15 protein-coding genes and 1 pseudogene are annotated in these 18,362 nt (G+C 43.5%); 11 read left to right on the forward strand and 5 right to left on the reverse strand.

The annotated features are described in order from the left end of the window. Positions 1–346 precede the first annotated feature (346 nt). The gene (locus BSR11_RS15145) at positions 347–886 is read left to right on the forward strand and encodes a cytochrome b (protein WP_072671158.1); all 540 of its coding nucleotides are present in this window, start codon (positions 347–349) and stop codon (positions 884–886) included. Then, entirely contained in the window at positions 883–1,446 is a 564-nt protein-coding gene (locus BSR11_RS15150; RefSeq protein ID WP_004396355.1) for a YceI family protein, read from the forward strand. Before BSR11_RS15145 ends, BSR11_RS15150 begins: the two co-directional genes overlap by 4 nt. Positions 1,447–1,548: 102 nt before the next feature. Here the strand turns inward: BSR11_RS15150 and focA are convergent, their stop codons facing one another. Next, on the reverse strand, positions 1,549–3,003 hold the full coding sequence (gene focA, locus BSR11_RS15155) for a formate transporter FocA (protein WP_072671159.1): 1,455 nt from the start codon (positions 3,001–3,003) through the stop codon (positions 1,549–1,551). Between the two features lie 217 nt (positions 3,004–3,220). Here focA and BSR11_RS15160 point away from each other — a divergent pair, with 217 nt between their 5' ends. Together BSR11_RS15160 and BSR11_RS15165 are read left to right on the forward strand one after the other, a co-directional pair. Beyond that, the gene (locus BSR11_RS15160; protein WP_072671160.1) at positions 3,221–4,126 is read left to right on the forward strand and encodes a LysR substrate-binding domain-containing protein; all 906 of its coding nucleotides are present in this window, start codon (positions 3,221–3,223) and stop codon (positions 4,124–4,126) included. Positions 4,127–4,289: 163 nt separating this feature from the next. Beyond that, the gene (locus BSR11_RS15165; protein WP_072671161.1) at positions 4,290–4,784 is read left to right on the forward strand and encodes a DUF1097 domain-containing protein; all 495 of its coding nucleotides are present in this window, start codon (positions 4,290–4,292) and stop codon (positions 4,782–4,784) included. A 205-nt stretch (positions 4,785–4,989) separates the two neighbouring features. Here BSR11_RS15165 and BSR11_RS15170 read toward each other — a convergent pair whose 3' ends face one another. Continuing rightward, positions 4,990–6,621, reverse strand: a complete 1,632-nt coding sequence (locus BSR11_RS15170; protein ID WP_072671162.1) for an ATP-dependent endonuclease — start codon at positions 6,619–6,621, stop codon at positions 4,990–4,992. Positions 6,622–6,871: 250 nt separating this feature from the next. Between BSR11_RS15170 and BSR11_RS15175 the strand changes: the two genes are divergently transcribed. From BSR11_RS15175 to BSR11_RS15185, 3 genes are all read left to right on the forward strand, one after another. Further along, a complete protein-coding gene (locus tag BSR11_RS15175) occupies positions 6,872–8,611 on the forward strand; it encodes a bifunctional metallophosphatase/5'-nucleotidase (protein WP_072671163.1) in 1,740 nt (579 codons plus the stop codon). 406 nt (positions 8,612–9,017) lie between these two features. Beyond that, positions 9,018–9,995 carry a TerC/Alx family metal homeostasis membrane protein gene (locus BSR11_RS15180; protein ID WP_072671164.1) on the forward strand — a complete coding sequence of 326 codons (978 nt, stop codon included), beginning with the start codon at positions 9,018–9,020 and terminating at the stop codon, positions 9,993–9,995. A 228-nt stretch (positions 9,996–10,223) separates the two neighbouring features. Continuing rightward, on the forward strand, positions 10,224–10,415 hold the full coding sequence (locus BSR11_RS15185) for a hypothetical protein (RefSeq protein ID WP_072671165.1): 192 nt from the start codon (positions 10,224–10,226) through the stop codon (positions 10,413–10,415). 95 nt (positions 10,416–10,510) lie between these two features. On the opposite strand, the gene BSR11_RS15190 is transcribed toward BSR11_RS15185, so the two are convergent. Both BSR11_RS15190 and BSR11_RS15195 read right to left on the reverse strand, forming a co-directional pair. Beyond that, complete coding sequence (locus BSR11_RS15190; RefSeq protein WP_072671166.1) at positions 10,511–11,077, reverse strand: PhnA domain-containing protein; 567 nt, start codon at positions 11,075–11,077, stop codon at positions 10,511–10,513. 138 nt (positions 11,078–11,215) lie between these two features. Beyond that, a complete protein-coding gene (locus BSR11_RS15195) occupies positions 11,216–12,010 on the reverse strand; it encodes a M48 family metallopeptidase (RefSeq protein WP_072671167.1) in 795 nt (264 codons plus the stop codon). A 147-nt stretch (positions 12,011–12,157) separates the two neighbouring features. Here BSR11_RS15195 and BSR11_RS15200 point away from each other — a divergent pair, with 147 nt between their 5' ends. The 4 genes from BSR11_RS15200 (at position 12,158) to BSR11_RS15215 (ending at position 15,541) form a co-directional block, all read left to right on the forward strand. Next, positions 12,158–12,613, forward strand: coding sequence for a hotdog fold thioesterase (locus tag BSR11_RS15200; RefSeq protein ID WP_072671168.1), 456 nt, complete (start codon positions 12,158–12,160; stop codon positions 12,611–12,613). Then, a complete protein-coding gene (locus tag BSR11_RS15205; protein WP_072671169.1) occupies positions 12,610–12,843 on the forward strand; it encodes a DUF3389 domain-containing protein in 234 nt (77 codons plus the stop codon). The genes BSR11_RS15200 and BSR11_RS15205 overlap by 4 nt, the downstream gene beginning before the upstream one ends. 80 nt (positions 12,844–12,923) lie before the next feature. Further along, on the forward strand, positions 12,924–14,612 hold the full coding sequence (locus tag BSR11_RS15210; protein WP_072671170.1) for an SgrR family transcriptional regulator: 1,689 nt from the start codon (positions 12,924–12,926) through the stop codon (positions 14,610–14,612). Between the two features lie 41 nt (positions 14,613–14,653). Beyond that, positions 14,654–15,541, forward strand: a complete 888-nt coding sequence (locus tag BSR11_RS15215; protein ID WP_072671171.1) for a LysR family transcriptional regulator — start codon at positions 14,654–14,656, stop codon at positions 15,539–15,541. Between the two features lie 17 nt (positions 15,542–15,558). Here BSR11_RS15215 and BSR11_RS15220 read toward each other — a convergent pair. Beyond that, positions 15,559–18,226, reverse strand: a pseudogene (locus BSR11_RS15220) (bifunctional acetate--CoA ligase family protein/GNAT family N-acetyltransferase). Positions 18,227–18,362 lie beyond the last annotated feature (136 nt).

Genomic DNA, 18,362 nt, shown 5'->3' on the forward strand with positions numbered 1-18,362 from the left:
TGAAGCAATCGCGCTGATCTTGGCAACTGAAAGCAGTGTAGAGTGTGCTTTAGCATACATTTTTCTTTTCATTTTTCTGAGTCAAGCGAAAGCATATCAAGGCAATGTGTTTCATAATGTTACCATTTAAGTTGAAGTGCATATAAGCCAATTTCATTAACTCGTTGAAATTAAACAATGATTTGTTCTTCGGTGTCAGTCACACTGTGTGAAATATGGCATGAAAAAGTTTCTTCAAATAAATTGAACAACATCATCAAGTGCCTTGTCTATCCAGAACGGAGCAAATGGTAAATACTCTGTTATCAAGATGTATCAACTCGGCACTTTTACACAGAGAAATCCTATGAAGACCCAAGTGACACATTACAATCGACCGTTGCAAATTATTCATTGGCTATCCGCTGTTGTTGTCATTGGTATGTTTGCCGCGGGCCTATGGATGGTTGATTTATCCTACTATAGCCAGTGGTATCACACGGTTCCGCATTGGCACAAGTCAATTGGCATATTGCTGGCAGGGTTAACCTTATTTCGTTTTATTTGGAAGTTAGTGACGCCGTCACCTTCAGTAGAAGGTAAACCACTTGAGCGTATCGCTGCCAAAATTGTTCATAAGCTTATCTATGTAAATTTGGCAGTGATCTTTATTTCTGGTTACTTAATTTCTACCGCCGATGGCCGAGGCATTTCGGTGTTCGATTGGTTCACTGTACCTAGCCTTGGTAGTTTGTTTCCAAGACAGACAGATATTTCAGGTGATGTTCATTTTTATGCCGCTTGGTTTTTGATCATTATGGTTTCTATTCATGCCTTAGCTGCACTGAAACATCACTTTATCAATAAAGACAATACATTACGTAAAATGACAGGAGCAAAAAAATGAAAAAGAGCTTACTTGGATTAGCGTTCGCTTTGGCATTACCTTTTAGTGCTAACGCTGCTGACTATGTAATCGATACTCAAGGAGCTCATGCTTCTATCAACTTTAAAGTGAACCATTTAGGTTTTAGTTATATTAAAGGCCGTTTTAATACCTTTAATGGTGAGTTTTCTTATGATCCTGAGAATATTGCAGCTTCAAAAGTTACGGTAAATGTTGATACACGCAGTCTCGATTCTAATCATGCTGAGCGAGATCGTCATATCCGTAGCGCAGATTTTATCAATGCCTCGCAATTTTCCACCGCGACATTTACCAGTACTCAGGTGGTGGATAAAGGCGATGGTAACTTAGCGATTACTGGTGATCTTACTTTGCATGGCCATACTAAGCCAATTACTATCGATGCTCAGTTTATTGGTGCAGGTACGGACCCTTGGGGTGGACAGCGTGCCGGATTCATGGGTACGACTCGTCTAGAATTAAAAGACTTCGCGATTAAAGTGGTTGGCCCATCAAGTTACGTTGACATGGAGCTGCACGTTGAAGGCATCAAAAAATAATCGCTGTGCTGATTTTTATTTGAGTCTCTAAATGGAAAAATTCCCTGAGTATTCAGGGAATTTTTTTCTACTGCATTAACATTGCGATGGGGTGATTATCGCTTAGGCTCTTGCTAACTCTTTTTCTGTTTTAACCGCAGTCACTCGTTCACCATAAATTGCACGTAACTCGGCCAACACATGATTGCGATTCAGAACTCCGACAAATTGCCCTTTATCTAAAACAGGCAGCACATGGGGTTTACTGACTTTCATACTTTTTGCACGCTCTTCAACGGACAGCGCATTAAATCGAGTGGCAATACCCATACTGGTCGTTGGGAAAAGTTGCTCTTTATCGATGCAGAAGAACTCTGCCACATCAACTAAACTATCACTCGCATTAATAGCAATTACATCACGAGTCATTAAATCAACCACTTTTTGTTCTGCATTCGGCAAATAGTCTTGGCACCATAGTTCGACCATCACATCGTGAGCTGAGAACATGCCGATCAAACGACCTTGGCGATCGATGACAGGAGCGGCGGTAAGATAATTATCCAGTAGAGTATCGATAGCAGATGGTACTGGAGTCTCTGCACTGAGAGTAATGGCTTTTTTATCCATCATATCTTGAACGATAATTGCGTTTTTCATAGTAGTTTCCTTAACCGACTGAAGAGGGGTAGTTTTTGTTATGGTGCTCACATGAGCGGCTTTTAAGTGTGGGCGACGATAGATTGACCAATTCGCTAAACCAACCAAAACGGCACCGCCGACAATATTTCCTAAAGTGACAGGGATAAGATTGGCCGTAATAAAAGCAGAGATATTGAGGTCGGCGTATTGAGCAGGAGTGCTGCCGACCTGTATCCAGAAGCTTTCTGGAGCAAAGGCATGAATCACAATACCTAAAGGGATCATGAACATATTGGCAACACAGTGCTCAAAGCCACTAGAGACAAACATCGCTACTGGCAATATTGTCATCGCAGCTTTTGTCATTGCATTGGCTGAACTAAAGGTTAACCAGATGGCTAAACATACCAAAAGGTTACAAAGCACCCCTAAGGCGAAAGCTTGAACAGCCGTATGATGCAGTTTATGTTGAGCGATATTTAGCGCATTAAGCCCCCATTGACCGTTATCCAATTGATATAAGCCAGCCGCCGCCACCAATAAGAGTAGGAACATCGCACCAATAAAATTACCAATGTATACTTTGCCCCAGATAGCGAGCATTTTGCTAAAGCTTATCTGTTTATTCGCCCATGAAATGCTCGATAGTACTGAGCTGGTGAATAGCTCACCGCCACAAATCACAATCAGTATTAGCCCCATACTAAAAGCAAGGCCACCAGCAAGGCGGCTTAATCCCCAGCCTGCACTTTCACTGCCTGTCGTGACGGTAATGTAAAACAGAAAAGCTAAGCCAATAAACGCACCAGCCATCACCGCTAAACTTAGCGTCAGTCCACTGGTCTTTTGCGCTTTACTTAAAGCAAATTTTTCTGCTTCAGCCATCATTTCATAGGGTGAAAAATAGTGTTGATTTTCAGCGTTGGCTGTCGACATACGCGCTCTCCAGACTCACATTCATAATTACCTCCTGACAAATTAAACAACGCCGTATGGGTTGTTACCAAACCAGACTAGGGCAGACGAGCAGGGCGGTAAAATGGATAATTCTTGGTTACCCTATCAATTTTATTGATATAGTTGGGTGAGCCAGTAAAATGAAACGAATTGCTCATTATGGGCAGGGTAATGATGGTTATAAAAAGGATGGAGAGTGCGATATTCATTAAAACAGTTGGCCGTTTTCGATGCGGTAGCAGATTCCGGTAGTGTCAGTGTCGCGGCAGATAAACTCGCCTTAACTCAGTCGGCCACCAGTATGTCGCTCGCACAGCTAGAAAAAATGTTAGGACGTCCACTATTTGAACGTCAAGGCAAGCAGATGGCACTGACCCATTGGGGGATGTGGTTGCGTCCGAAAGCGAAACGCTTACTGCAAGATGCTCAACAAATTGAAATGGGCTTTTATGATCAGCATTTATTGAGTGGGGAGATTCGTCTTGGTGCGAGTCAAACCCCTGCCGAGCATCTTGTCCCCGATCTTATCAGTATTATTGATAGTGATTTTCCAGAGATTCGTATAGAGCTGGGCGTCAGAAGTACCCAGAGTGTGATTGACGGTATTTTAGACTATCGCTATGACTTAGGTATTATCGAAGGTCGCTGTGATGATAGCCGAATTCTTCAAGAAGTTTGGTGTCGAGATCACTTGTGTATTGTGGCTTCAGCTCATCATCCGTTTGCGAAACGTGATGTGGTGAGTTTAGCTCAGCTAGAACAGGCAAAATGGGTATTGCGTGAACAGGGCTCAGGTACTCGTGGCATCTTTGAGAGTGCCATACATAAGCTTATCCCTGATTTGGATGTATGGCGTGAATATGAGCATGTTCCAGTACTGCGTAGTTTAGTAGAAAATGGTCCCTATTTAACCTGTTTGCCTTATTTGGATGTCGAACGATTTATTCAAAATGGTCAGTTGGTCGCGCTGAATGTCCCTCAGTTAAGCATGGAAAGAACGCTAACTTTTATTTGGCGAGCAGATATGGCTGAAAACCCGTTAGCTGAGTGTATTCGTCGTGAAGGATTACGGATGATGAAGGGTAAGCCTTATGTTCTTTAGTTTCAAAATATGTTGATTTACCGTTTGCGTCACAAATTTATGTATTAATCTTCATTCGTTACCTCAAATATGTGTTCATGATCACTAGTTATTGTGTGGGTTCCCCTTTACTATGCCGCTTATTGATAACGTTGTTTTCAAGCGGCTAGCTGCGGAGAGGATCATGAATATATTGTTTGCTATTTCACTGACGACGGGGATCTTATCCGGTATTTGGGGATGGATTGCTGTGTCGTTAGGGCTTCTCTCTTGGGCTGGTTTTTTAGGTTGTACCAGTTTTTTTGCTACCCCGAATGAAGGGATCAGAGGATTACTGCAAAGTTTACTGTGCAACATCAGCGGGGTTTTTTGGGCGTTAGTGATTATCTACAGCTCTTCGTGGATGGGTGTTGATGTATTAGGTTATATCATCACTGCAATCGTTGCCTTTATGATGTGTATTCAAGCCAGTAAAAGTTGGCTCGCTTATATTCCCGGTACCTTTATTGGATCTTGTGCGACGTTTGCAGCAGCAGAACAATGGCCCTTAGTGATCCCTTCTTTACTGCTTGGCGGTATTTTTGGTTATTTGATGAAAACGAGCGGGGTATGGCTTCATCAACGCGCACAAAGTGCTTCTCAAACTAAACGCTTAAAATCCATCAATCGGGTCAGTTAAACCGTTTATTTGATAATGGAGCCATTATCCAAAATACGATGGTTGCCTTGCTTATTTTTGTATCAATGACGTCATATCATCTTTTCTGATATCAACATTCATATTTCCCCTAAATGTGACTGTTTTGCTCCTTTGATACTGAGCACAGCCTAACATTAATGGCTGTGCTTTTTTTGGTTGATTTAGGTTCTAATTGATTTTGGCTCTAACTGCTGCCATTTGCCATTGTAATGACACGTTTTAGTGTCCAGCGTAGTAAGACCGGGATAGATTCAAGACCATTTTTATCGCAGTGAGAAACTATCGCTAGAGCTAGGTCAGGCTTTGCGTGTTTTTTGAGCACGCGGCTAACCACTTTTTTAGCCGGAATAGGATGATCATGAGGGATCTTGACCATGTCTTTAAAAAAGTCTTCAAAGCCGTGAGAATAGAGAAAATGCTCGATATCACGATCAGGAAGTTCGGTTAACCGATGTCGAGGTTGATCATTGCCTAGCATACTGATCACTGTTGCCGCATACTTTTTACCTGCAGGATCGCCGTCGGTAACCACATGCCACTCAATCGAAAAAGCTTTGGCCACTTTGATCAATGACTTTAACCCTGATTGAGCAAACTCGATAATTTGTACGCCTTCTGCAGCCAAGTTATAACCACATTGTCTCGCTAATTCACTGAATAACCAGACTTCAGTTTCGCCTTCTACCAGTAGCCAACAGCGCGCAAAGAGTGCACCAGAACGATGAAAGCGAATATGGAAACCAATTCTTCTTAACTCATCTCGGCTAACGCCATGAATAGGCATACTGGTAGCGATCGTTTTATCTGACTGTCGGACTAAACGGCGGATCGAATGTAGTGGCACAGAACCGAGAAGATCACCACTGTTGGTGGTTAAGATCTTTTGCATCGGTAACAACTCCAAAAGGCTCCAAGCTCTGGCTAAGTGAGTGGGGTGTAAACGTCCTTCTGGATCCTCAACGATTAAAATCGGTCGCGCATAGCGACGAAGATCATTCGGTCCTTTTGCTTGAAGATAGGCATTAAGCAGCCCGAGCAGTAGCAGCCGCGTTTGACGATTTTTGGTTTCATCGACAATTTGCGTTAAGCTTTTATCATTACTTGGAGAGGCGTAAACTAAGCTTTCGCGCTCACGACGTGGATTTTTGCGTTTTTGATCTTTAAAAGAAAAATAATGTTCGACTAAAGCTTGCATAGCACTCAGGCTACTGCGCATTTCACCTTTATTAACATGACCAGGAATGGCCATTAGACGGCGACATGTGTTACTGATTCGTTTTTCAACACGGGTATTTTTGCCGTTACCTTCGACGAAAGGGCGTTCAAATTGTCGAGAATCTCGCAATCGGATCACCGGATGTAAACTCATGAGCGTGTGAGCGATTTGTGCACTGTTATGAACTAAAATAGGATTACCGTCTAAATCTAAAAAAGCATAATCCGTTGAGATATCGTATTGTATTCGCGTTCCACTGACACGATAAATGATTCGTTGATTACCCTGTTCGTCTTGTCGCCACACGGGTTTCAGCTTGCGATAACGCCCAGCTCGATGTTCGCGAGGTTCTGTGGTGACAAAACTTAAAATGATTTGAATGTCTTGGGTTTGGGGATGAGAGACAGAATAATCGACATGGAAATCTTGCAATTCGAACTGGTAAGGCCGACCATCGGCAGGTAGCATGATCGAGAGTGCATCCAATAACGAGGATTTGCCCCATGTATTCTCCCCAATGAGGGTGGTTAACTCATCGAAAGCGAGTGATAAACGGCGAATGCCACGAAATCCTGATATTTCAATACGTTCTAGATGCATCGGCAAGGTCCTTTTTCTCAACGCGTGCCTGCTTGCGCTGAGCTTTTCTTTTAGCATAAAGGAAAAAGTCTGAAAAAGCAGACTGTTAAGGCTTGAAACTTGTCCTCATCTCACAAATTCATCCCTTTTATCCCGTGTTACGTAATAAACAATAGGACAGTTGAGCACTTTTTTTGCAAACCTATTTCATAAAAGTCACGATTCTGTCATGATTTTTCCGCTAGGATGAGCGCGAAAGAGAGAGAAAGTTATGAAAAAAATAAAAAATATTACATCAATCACTCTGGCTCATATCAATGATACCCATTCTTATTTTGAGCCAACATCATTACAACTGACCTTAAATATTGATGGGCAGACCATGACGCCTTTTGTCAGTGCTGGCGGTTTTGCGCGTATTGCCACTCGCGTTGAGCAGTTAAGAGCGGATGCTAAGCGGATGCAGAGAGAATTTATCTTGGTTCACGCTGGCGATTGTTTCCAAGGCACGCTCTATTTTTCGTTATTCAAAGGATTAGCGAACGCGGAAATGCTCAATTCACTGGGCCTTGATGCTATGACTTTAGGGAATCACGAGCTGGATATGGGTAATGATCCGGTGGCGCAATTTGCTGAGCGTATCCAATTTCCTTTACTTGCCGGTAATTGGGATTTATCGCAAGAGCATGAAGATAAACCTCACCGTTTAGCGATTAACCCGCGTGTGCATGCTTTTGATGTTGATAAGCAGTGCGCTCGATGGATTGTTAAATCCGCGCAGGGGAGTGATATCGCTCTCTTTGGTTTATCTTTGGATAAAATGGATGATATAGCCAACCCAGATGCTGATACACCATTTATCAACGCCTTAGAAACAGCTAAGAATACCATTCAACAGATCCACAATGCTGGGATTAATAAAATTATTCTCGTCAGCCACTTAGGCTATGAAGCTGACAAAGAGTTAGCGGCTAAGGTTGATGGGATAAGTTTAATCGTTGGTGGTCATACTCACGTATTGCAAGGTGATTTTAGCTCACTAGGTTTAAGTTGTGAGGAATCCTATGGACAAAAAATTAACCAAACTTACGTTGTTCAAGCTGGGCTGTATGCATTGGCGTTAGGCCACTGCCAGATAGACTTTGATGAACAAGGCAACGTAGTGAATTTCTCAGGGCGTAATGAGTTATTGCTGGGTCGACGATTATTCCTTGATGCGAGCATGAGTGAAGCAGGCAGTGATTCTGCTTATCTCGATGCCTGTGATTTTGTCAACAACCACCCTAATGTCGTGGTGTGTAAAAAAGATCCGCGAGTGCATGCTATTTTGCGCAATAAATACATTCCTCGCGTGCGAGAGTTGCAGCAGCAAATCATTGGTCATGCTACTCAAGCACTACGCCATGTGCGTATTCCCGATCAAGAAGGCCCCAGTGAATTGGCTCCTTTAGTCGCCAGAGCCTTTATGCATGTGATGCGTAAACGTGGCTATCCGGTTCAGTTTGCAATTCATAATGCGGGCGGTGTGAGAACCTCTTTATCTGCTGGTGCTGTTTCTGTTGCCGATATTGCCGGAAAATTGCTTCCGTTTGCCGTGCCGATTGGCGTCTATCGTTTAAAAGGTAAAAGCTTAGCTAAAGCCCTTGAAGGGGCAATTAATAACGCTTTAAATAACGGTGTCGAGGGAACGGGAGCGGGAAGTTATCCTTATACCCATCACCTTTCCTTTGAGTATCTGCCCGAACGGCCACTTGGAGAGCGAATCACCAATTTACAGATCTGGCAAAAGGGGCAGTGGCATCCTGTGCAAGCGGAACAGGAATATTGGGGAACTTCCTCTGCTTACACTATGAAAGGGAAAGAAGGCTACCAAGGACTGACAGAAATGAAAGGGGAAGGAAAGATAACTACGATTTCCATGGCCGATGCCTTTATTGAGTTTTTAACCGATAATCCTTCGATACTCAGTAATGACGCTGAACGACAAGAAACGGGACAATACACACGTTAATATGGCGTGTTCTTTGCAAAGCATTGTGTGCTGTGACTCAAACAGGGGAGAAGCCAATGTGGAGTAAAGACTGGTTAGATGCTTTAGTGGTGGTTGTTTGGATTAGTTTATGGGCAGGTTTAGTGTATGTTTTGCCCTTTGCAGGTGTTTAATTGCTATAAACTCTAGACGAAAGTAGCGACTCAGCATAAAATGGCGACGTTTGGGGAGTAGTCGCCATTTGTTTATTTGTCGTCATCACGTTAAGCATCGCTTATCCGGCAAATATAAATAGTCTGTTTTACCACTTCTATTTCGACGAGACCAACGCATTCCATACTGCTGATTTAGGCAGTGAACTAACTGGTATGCGGAAGGTGTCGTTTTCCTATCGAGAATCCGTTTTCCTTCCGCCTGTGGAGGAATCATGACCCCGATCATCTATATTTCGTTTACGTTGTTAACCTTTGCTCTGGTTGCTATGGATATTTGGCAAACTCGTGGTAACCGAATTACCCTGCAACGCGCGTTAAGCTGGAGCGTGGTCTGGATTTTACTCGCGTTTTTGTTTGCGGCAGTCCTTTATCTCTTTTGGGATGATTATGCTGTTCATAGCCCTTACAGCGCCTCGCAAGCAACATTAGCTTTTCTAACCGGTTATCTACTCGAGAAATCACTTAGTATTGATAATTTGTTTGTCTTTGCGATTATTTTTCATCAATACGCCGTGCCGGAGTCGCTTCGTCCAAGAGCGCTTTTGTTCGGAGTGATTGGTGCTCTTGTGTTGCGTGCGGTGATGATTATCGTTGGTGCTCAATTACTTGAACAATATCATGGCTTATTGTATGTGTTTGCCCTGTTCTTAATGTGGACTGGTGTGCAGTTATTACGAGAAAAGCCAGCGAGTCACGCTAATCCATTAGCAGAAAAAATCATCCGACGTTGCTGCCGAGTGACGAATCAATACCAAGGACATGCACTTTGGGTACGTGTTGGCAAACGTTGGTGGGTTACTCCGATGTTGATCGTTGTTGGTGTGATCGCCTGTATGGACGTGATGTTTGCACTGGATTCTATTCCAGCCATCTTTGCAGTGACGAGAGAGCCTTTTCTCGTGCTCGCCGCTAACGTTTTTGCTTTGCTTGGCTTGCGTTCATTATTTTTTGTTTTACAAGGCTTGCTGGATAAGTTTATCTATTTAAAACCGGCTTTAGCATTCATTATGATGTTTATTGGCGTAAAAATGTTACTGGTTGGTTCTCGTTGGGAAATACCAACTTGGATATCATTGTCGGTGCTATTAACCACTATGCTATTTGCGATCATCGCATCACTTGTTAAAGGGCAGGCTCGATCTCAAGCTGCTGTTATTAAGTTAGAAAATAGTGACTTTCCGCGAGAGTAAAATATTTGTTAATGAAGTATCTAGAAAGTCGTGGAGCGGATTGTTCTTATGCATAGGATGGTCAAATATCAGTTTTAAATGCGATTACATTGAATATATATTCCGCAGTTGTTATAGGGTTGTTTCATTAGTTTTTTTAATTCGAAATGACAAATTTTGTCACTTCTTTTGTAGCAATAGCTTGCTTAAAATGCGCGCAAATAAGTTACCGAATTAAGAGAGGCTCACATGGCACAAGCAATGCGTTTAGGTACTTTAACAGCACCAACCTCTATGGATAAAAAAACCTATGCGGTTAACTTCAAAGGATTGATAGCTCATTTGGTGGATATTCTTTTTGTGGAAACAAAACAAGCAACGTACTACCACACCGCAGAATTATCTAGCCATATTCAACGTGATATTGGATTAACACGTTAAGCAAAAAGACAAGTTGTTAAAAGACAAAAGCCGACGAAAACGTCGGCTTTTTGCTATATACATTTAGCGCTTACCAAAGATAAGCACAAAGTTGCTTATTTCTTGCGGCAATACTCAGCGATAATGTACATAGTTTGACCATTAACTTTACCCTGAATGTGCTTTGGATCATCGGTTAAGTTAATACCACGTACCGCCGTTCCTTGTTTGATTACCATGCTTGAGCCTTTCACTGGAAGATCTTTGATTACCGTGATGTCATCGCCTTTTTTGAGTTCAACACCATTCACGTCACGGGGCTTATCTTCATCATCGTTCATACCGATTTCGGCCCATTTTTGAAGATCTTCTTCCATATACATCATATCGAGCAAATCTTGCGCCCAGCTCTCTGCTGCGGATAAACGCTTGAGTTGACGCCATGCCATTACCTGAATAGGTGCTACTTGGCTCCACATACTGTCATTTAGACAGCGCCAGTGATTCGCGTCCATCGTTTCAGGTTGTTCGATTTGTGAGCTGCAGGTGGCGCAAAGCATGATAGCGTGATCGACGGTGATCTGTGTATGCGGCGCAACCACATAAGGAGAAAGTGAGCTTTGTGCCGCGCACAGTTCACATTTTGAGTCACAGCGTTCGAGTAAAGTTGCTTCAGTAGACATTGATTCCCACCTCTATAAAGTTAAGTTCGCGGGTATTATCCACTTTATGCCTACGATTGGAAGGGCTATACCCCGAGAATGTTCAGTGTTTCCCGGGGATCTGAAGGTAATTAAAGCCGTTTTGAACGAGATGTTAGTTTATGGTCCACAATTGGGCGCTTGTCGAGTGGTATCTGGCAATGTTGATATCTTCGCAGCCAGATCATTAATGCGTGTGCTGTGGGAAGGATGGGTCGATAGTAGCTCAGGGGGTTGTTGTCCCATCGAAGCTCTTGCCATATTTCGCCATAGTTCGATACTTTGTGTCGGATCAAACCCAGCTTGGGCCATTAAGGTTAATCCTAAGCGATCCGCTTCTGATTCTTGGCGGCGGCCATAAGGCATAATCACGCCATATTGAACACCGACACCTAAAGCCGCCATGGTCAAATCACGATATTGTGCATATTCTGAAGCTCCTAAAGCAACATCAGTGACTTGTAATCCGACATTGGCCAGTTGGGCTTGAGAGAGGCGTTCATTACTATGATTGGCAAGTACATGAGCAATTTCATGACCAATCACCGTTGCCAGTTGATCTTGATTGACGGCAACGCTTAGTAATCCGGTATAGACTCCGATTTTGCCGCCAGGTAGGGCAAAAGCATTCACTTGTGGACTATCAAACAGGACAACTTCCCATTGCTCGACGCTAGGCTGTGCTGGGACGTACTGAAGAAGGGCATCGGTGACGCATTGTACGTAGCGAGTCAAGGCCGCATCTTGACTGATCGGCAACTCACTTTTCATTTGACTAAAAGATTGCACACCGAGTGTGCTCATTTGGGTATTCGAGAACAGCAATAGCTGGTTGCGCCCAGTTGGCGAAGCGCTGCAGGCGGTTAAACCAATCAACGTCATCGTTAAGCTTAAGATTTTTATTCTTAAACGCATAACACATCCTTAATCATAATCATCCCTATAATGACTCGGTAGGATAGATAGCCAAGTGGTTGTACAATATACCCAAGTTTATTGGAGATGCAATATTGCTGGATACGCGTTGTTGACGGCTATTGATGTATTTTATTAAGGGTGAACATGGAAATTTGGAAAAAGCCAATCAACTTAGAGCGATTAAATGCCACGTCAAAAAATACTATGATGGAGCATTTGAATATTATTTATACCGAGATCACGGAAAACTCTATTTCGGCAACCATGCCTGTCTGTTCGTATACACATCAACCATTGGGTATGTTGCATGGCGGAGCCTCAGTGGTTTTAGCCGAAACCTTAGGCTCCATTGCCGGTAATTTTGCCGTCGATGAGACTCGCTATTGCGTAGGATTAGACATTAATGCTAATCACTTACGGGCCATGCGACAAGGTGAGGTAATTGGCACGGCGAAACCTATCCATCTCGGTATTTCCACTCAAGTTTGGCAGATAGATATTACCGATGAACAAGGCCGCTTAGTTTGTGTCAGTCGTTTAACGTTGGCGGTCAAACAGCAGCGTAATAAAGTTAGGCAAGATAGCGAGGCAATCGAATGATGATTGAATTTTCCGGTGGGAAAATTATTGCCACCGCACATGAAGTGGTGGTGCGCTTACTGGGTGAGCATTCAATTAGTCTACAATCTTCAAGTGACAATGTCACTTTACTTGGCAGAGGCGCAAATGTAATGCTGGCCAACAGTGGCGGTGTAAAATGGTCAGTTAAACTCGATAACAACGAACAATTATCTGAGCTTGCTCAATCTTTAGGTTGCGATATCTCCTAAACTGCTGGCCTGCTCTTGCACTGAAGGACCTAAATAGAGGAAACTGTAGTAAGTTTTTAAGATATAGAGTTTCCTCCTTTATGAGTAGCCCTCGCTTACGTGTCCAGTTTGAAACCTTATTTGCTCATTTTCATGGTCAAGATGCAGAGACACAATTAGACGATATTACCGACATTTTATTTTGCACTCGACGTAATGCGCGTATTGTACTTAATAAATTAGAAGATGAGGGATGGATTGAATGGCATCCCGCTCCAGGACGCGGCAAACTCTCACAGCTTATTTTTAAACGTAGTCGGGCAGATGTCAGTGAAAACCTTGCTCGTCGTTATCTGCAAGAAGGCAAGATAGGTCAAGCGCTGGCGGTATTGGATCAAGATGCCGCTAAGTTAACTCAAGTTATCCAAAGTTATCTAGGTGTACAACACCAAGAAGGCTTACAAGTGGTGCGCTTGCCGTATTATCGGCCACTCTCTATGCTTAATCCTACGAAGCCGATGCGCCGATCTGAGCTGCATATTGCGCGACAAATTTATTCAGGTTTGACTCGTTTAGATGAAGAGGAACAGCTGCAAGCGGATCTTGCGCATCACTGGCAAGCGTTAAGCTCAACACACTGGCGGTTTTATTTACGTCCAGGAGTACGTTTTCATAACGGTGAATTAATGACTACTGAGATAGTGGTGCAGAGTCTATGGCAATTACGTTTGGTCAATTTGTTTGCACACATTGACGCCATTACGACTCCTGATAATTGGGTTGTCGATATTCATCTAGCTAAACCCGATACTCGTTTACCGCTATTATTGGCAGAATCTTGTGCAAAAATTTTATTGCCAGAGTCATTAAGAGCGGATGATTTTGATCAAAAACCAATAGGTAGTGGCCCTTATAAGGTTTTGATTAATGACGAAAAAAGACTAGTGCTACAAGCATTTGATGGCTATTTTGGTTTTCGTCCGTTGCTGGACCGTGTCGAAGTATGGGTTATTGATGAAGTGCACTCCTCAATGGTATTTCCGAGCTTAACGCACCCGATAAAAAGTCAGCGCGGTTCATTTAGTGAAGATGTTGAACTCGATCCCGGTTGCACTTATTTATTACTCAATCGTCGTAACGGTATTGCGTCTAATGAGACTTGGGCTAATTATTTACAAACCAAACTCAGTGCGCTGAATTTATTTCGTTTGTTACCAGAAGAAAAGGTGGTTGAACTGGGCGTATTGCCTGCTTATGGATTAAAGCCGGGTTGGTATCATCAAAATGGGCCAATGTCAGCCGTTGAACCACCAATCGGTAAAACCGTTACGGTTGCTTATCATGCTCAACATCCTATGTTTCCTACTTTAGCGAAGTGTATTGAACGCCTACTTAAAGAAGATGGCATTGAGGCAACTTTCATTAAATATGAATTAACCGTTGATGATGTCGATCAGGTGGACATTTGGATCAAAGCCATGGGCATCGCTAACCATCGGGATGATGCACTGGCTGGCTGGTTATTGGATTACTCCGATATAGAACCAATGAGCCAAGCCGAGGATTTTTATCGTTGGTCTGGATTGATTGATCAATGGCGTGCGAGCGATGAATCAACCCCTTTTCCCGCTCAAGAGCTCGGTAAGTCCTTAGTCGCCAGTAAACAGATCATTCCAATGTTTCATTGCTGGTTAGGGGTGAATAAAGATCAATGTGGTGCGTTACAAAATGCAAAGTGCAATGCCTTAGGTTGGTTTGATTTTAGCCAAGTATGGGTAAAACCAGAGTAAAACGATCGTCAAATCACCGATCTTGTTTGAGGAAAAAAGAGATGCAAAGCCCGATTACTTTAGAAGCACTACATATCCTAGATGCGATTGAGCGGCGGGGGAGTTTTGCCGCGGCGGCCAATGAGCTGAACCGTGCACCAAGCTCATTGAGTTATCAAATTCAAAAGCTTGAACAAGATTTGGATATGATGATTTTTGATCGCTCTGGTCATAAAGCCAGTTTTACTGATGCTGGACGGTTGATCCTTGAGCGTGGGCGAACCATTTTGTCCGCCGCCGAGAAGCTAGTTAACGATGCGACGTTACTTGCTAACGGCTGGGAGCTAGATATTACATTGGCTTTTGATGGCATCATTCCGGTCGCGAACTTTTTTCCTTTGGTGGATGCATTAGGTAATGTCAGTAAAACTCGGATTCGTCTACAAGAAGAGATTTTAGCCGGAAGTTGGGAGTCTCTCGCTACAGGAAGAGCCGATTTACTGATTTGCCCTAAGATAGACAGTTTACCGCAAGAGGTAAAATCAGAGCGATTAGGCTCAATGTCACTGATTTGGGTTGCCGCGAGCGATCATTATGTTCATCGCCGCCGTGGCGAATTTGATGAGCAGGCTCGACAAAAGTATCGAGTGATTGCGATTGCCGATACAGCGCGTGAACAACCAGCGATGAGTGTCAATATTTTAGAAAAGCAGCCGCGTTTAACGGTGAGTAATTTTAATGCCAAGTGCCAAGCGCTGGTGGAAGGATTAGGTATTGGTACTTTGCCGATACAAACTGCACAACCGTTAATTGCCAGTGGGCAATTGAAAAAAATATCCGGTAGTGCAGATAAACACATTGATATTGTTATGGCTTGGCGCAGAAACACGACTGGTGAAGCAAAATCGTGGTGTATTCAATATTTGAAAAAACATTGGGATCTTGTTTGATCTACCAGAGTATTGGTTTACGGTTCGGTTAGGGTCAAGACCATGTCTGCCGTTCCATCTTCAAAGTGGATCTCGATACTAAAGCCCAGTTTTTGGGCTAAATTAAGCATCCCTTTATTGCTAGGCATGGTCATACCCGAGATGCGGGCAGTCCCTTTCGCTTGGCAGTAATCAATGATCTTTTTCATTAACAATGATCCGAGCCCTTTTCCTTTAAGATCGGAGCGGATCAAAATGGCAAATTCAGCATCACTGTTATCATGGTTGATTAATGCTCGTGAGACACCAATGATCTCTGCTGGTGAGGTTTTATGGCTGACAGCAACAAAAGCCATCTCTCGGTCATAATCAATTTGGGTAAAGTTGGCTAGGGCTTCGTGATTAAACTCACCGACATCCGAAAAAAAACGTTTGTATAGATCTTCTTTTGAAACTCGATTGATAAAAGCGGCATGTTGTGGCTCATCTTCGGGGAGAATCGGTCGAATCGTTAGCGGCTCCCCATCTTTAGCTATGATATTTTCGACCAATTCAGAAGGATAGGGGCGAATAGCTAATCGACTTTGTGCATCCCCTTCGAAACGTTGTAATACCAAATCAGCATCTAGAATCGTAAATTGATCGCCATTGACCAGCAAAGGGTGAATATCTAATTCGTGTACTTGTGGACATTCAATAATCAGTTGGGAGATTCGGACTAAAAACTCGGATAAACCGTCAATATCAATAGGAATTGGTTGTTTTTGCAAACGAATTTTACCGCTGCGTAGCGCTCGAACAATTAAGTATCTTGCCAGTGTCATGTTTAATGGTGGTAATGCCGCGACCGCATCCAGTGATTCCTCCCACTCTGATCCTCCTTGGCCCAGTAAAATCACTGGACCAAAAATAGCATCGTGTTTGACTTTAAGCCAGTTTGGCCATCGCTTGCACTAACAAGCCATACACTCTGGCTGCCGGATAGGAGAGTTGAGTTCTATCAAGGATCGATTGCGCGGCATTAGCCACTTCGTTACGGTTGCGTAGGTTAAGCATAACGCCTTGCACGTCGGATTTATGACTAATGTCTGGAGATCGCAATTTTACCGCAACCGGATAGCCAATCGTTTCTGCTATGTGTACCGCCTCGCTACTGTCTGAAGCAATCCAGGTAGGTAACACATTAAAATGAAAGCATTTGAGGAACGTACCTATTTGATGAGTATCAATGTGCACACTTTCTTGTTCGCTTAAATGCTCGGCTATCCACGCTTTGGCGCTATTGATTTCTGACGCGGTCACCAACTCAGTGGTCGTCGGGGTTTCCATCAGCTGTTTTTGGTTACGCCTAAATTCAACCAAATGCATGAAGGCCACGACCGCACTTTCTGGTGTGCGGTAGGTCGGGATGCCAGCTTGAGTAAAAATGTGCCGAGCCGGGCGAGCGGTGAGTTCCCCAGACCAATTGGTCAGAATATTAAAACGCCTCGCCCGAGGGTGAGTTTTGATCACCTCAACAATAGCCATTGCTGTTTGCTCTGAGTGCGCGATGGCGGAAGGAGAGTGCATAATCAGAATGGCATCGATATCATCACTATCAAGCACTGCTTTTAACGCATTAACATAACGAATGTGGTCAGCATCTCCAACAATATCTATTGGGTTGTTTTGCGACCAACTACGTGGAAGGCATTGATCAAGCTGTTGATAAACGGTTGGATTTAATTGTGCTAATTTCCCCCCACGTTCGAGCAACGTATCGACGGCCATAATAGCAGGTCCACCACCATTAGTGATGATTGCCAGTCGCTCGCCTTGGAGTGGTACGGCATGAGTTAACGTTTCAACGGCGGCAAACAGCTCATGCGTATTATTAACCCTCAGCATACCGGTTCTGCGAATGGCAGAGTCATAAATAATATCTAGGGTATCTTCGCCTCCAGTGTGTATTTTAGCTGCCTTTCGTCCTGCCGCGGTTCTACCACCTTTTAAAACAAGTATTCGTCGATTACGAGACGCGGCACGTGCTGCGGATAAAAAGCGACGTGCATCTTTGATGGTATCGACATACAACAAAATAGCATGAGTGTGTTTGTCGATACTGAGCGAATCGAGCAAATCGGCGAAGTCGATATCGCAGGCGTTGCCTAGGGAAATAAAAGCCGAAAAGCCAATTTGTTTATCATTGGCCCAATCGAGAATCGTCGTGCATACCGCAGCCGATTGGGAGATAAAAGCAATATGCCCCTTTAAGGCATTAACCGGAGAAAATGAGCCATTGAAATGTATCCAGGGCAGAATAATCCCAAGGCTATTAGGGCCTAGTACGCGAATTCCGGCTTGCTTGGCAATCGTTAGGCACTGCTGCTGAATTTCGTGCTGTTGAGCATCTTCACTGTACATATCGGCGGATAATACGATAACGCATGAGACGCCTTTTTCTGCCAATTGGCTAAAGAGTTGTAGATTACGAGAAGCATGAGTACAAAGAATCGCAATATCGGGGACGAGAGGTAAATCAAGTACAGTTTTGTAAGCCAAGACGCCACATACCGATGGGTAACGTGGCGTCACCGGCATAATTGCCCCATCGAAACCGCCCTGAAGTAGGTTTTTCATAACGATATTACCCGCTCGAAAAGATCGCGTTGAAGCGCCGATCACAGCCACAGATCTTGGATTAAGTAGCGGGTTGATAGAATTCATGATGTGAAGACCTAACAGGTAATGAGCCTAATAACCAAGTTTTGCCTCTGGTGTGAAATGTTTACCAAAGGTCAATACCGCCTTATGAACAATACTTTAGTTAAAATTGTCTGATGGTGTTGATGTATTTAGTCTG

The sequence above is a fragment of the Vibrio injensis genome (assembly GCF_001895205.1).
Classification (GTDB): Bacteria; Pseudomonadota; Gammaproteobacteria; order Enterobacterales; family Vibrionaceae; genus Vibrio; species Vibrio injensis.

Bases quoted from the DNA above. Each gene is read 5' to 3' on its own strand.
- BSR11_RS15145 (WP_072671158.1), top strand. From the start codon at position 347: ATGAAGACCCAAGTGACACATTACAATCGACCGTTGCAAATTATTCAT.
- BSR11_RS15150 (WP_004396355.1), top strand. From the start codon at position 883: ATGAAAAAGAGCTTACTTGGATTAGCGTTCGCTTTGGCATTACCTTTT.
- focA (WP_072671159.1), bottom strand. From the start codon at position 3,003: ATGTCGACAGCCAACGCTGAAAATCAACACTATTTTTCACCCTATGAA.
- BSR11_RS15165 (WP_072671161.1), top strand. From the start codon at position 4,290: ATGAATATATTGTTTGCTATTTCACTGACGACGGGGATCTTATCCGGT.
- BSR11_RS15170 (WP_072671162.1), bottom strand. From the start codon at position 6,621: ATGCATCTAGAACGTATTGAAATATCAGGATTTCGTGGCATTCGCCGT.
- BSR11_RS15175 (WP_072671163.1), top strand. From the start codon at position 6,872: ATGAAAAAAATAAAAAATATTACATCAATCACTCTGGCTCATATCAAT.
- BSR11_RS15180 (WP_072671164.1), top strand. From the start codon at position 9,018: ATGACCCCGATCATCTATATTTCGTTTACGTTGTTAACCTTTGCTCTG.
- BSR11_RS15185 (WP_072671165.1), top strand. From the start codon at position 10,224: ATGGCACAAGCAATGCGTTTAGGTACTTTAACAGCACCAACCTCTATG.
- BSR11_RS15190 (WP_072671166.1), bottom strand. From the start codon at position 11,077: ATGTCTACTGAAGCAACTTTACTCGAACGCTGTGACTCAAAATGTGAA.
- BSR11_RS15195 (WP_072671167.1), bottom strand. From the start codon at position 12,010: ATGCGTTTAAGAATAAAAATCTTAAGCTTAACGATGACGTTGATTGGT.
- BSR11_RS15200 (WP_072671168.1), top strand. From the start codon at position 12,158: ATGGAAATTTGGAAAAAGCCAATCAACTTAGAGCGATTAAATGCCACG.
- BSR11_RS15205 (WP_072671169.1), top strand. From the start codon at position 12,610: ATGATGATTGAATTTTCCGGTGGGAAAATTATTGCCACCGCACATGAA.
- BSR11_RS15210 (WP_072671170.1), top strand. From the start codon at position 12,924: ATGAGTAGCCCTCGCTTACGTGTCCAGTTTGAAACCTTATTTGCTCAT.
- BSR11_RS15215 (WP_072671171.1), top strand. From the start codon at position 14,654: ATGCAAAGCCCGATTACTTTAGAAGCACTACATATCCTAGATGCGATT.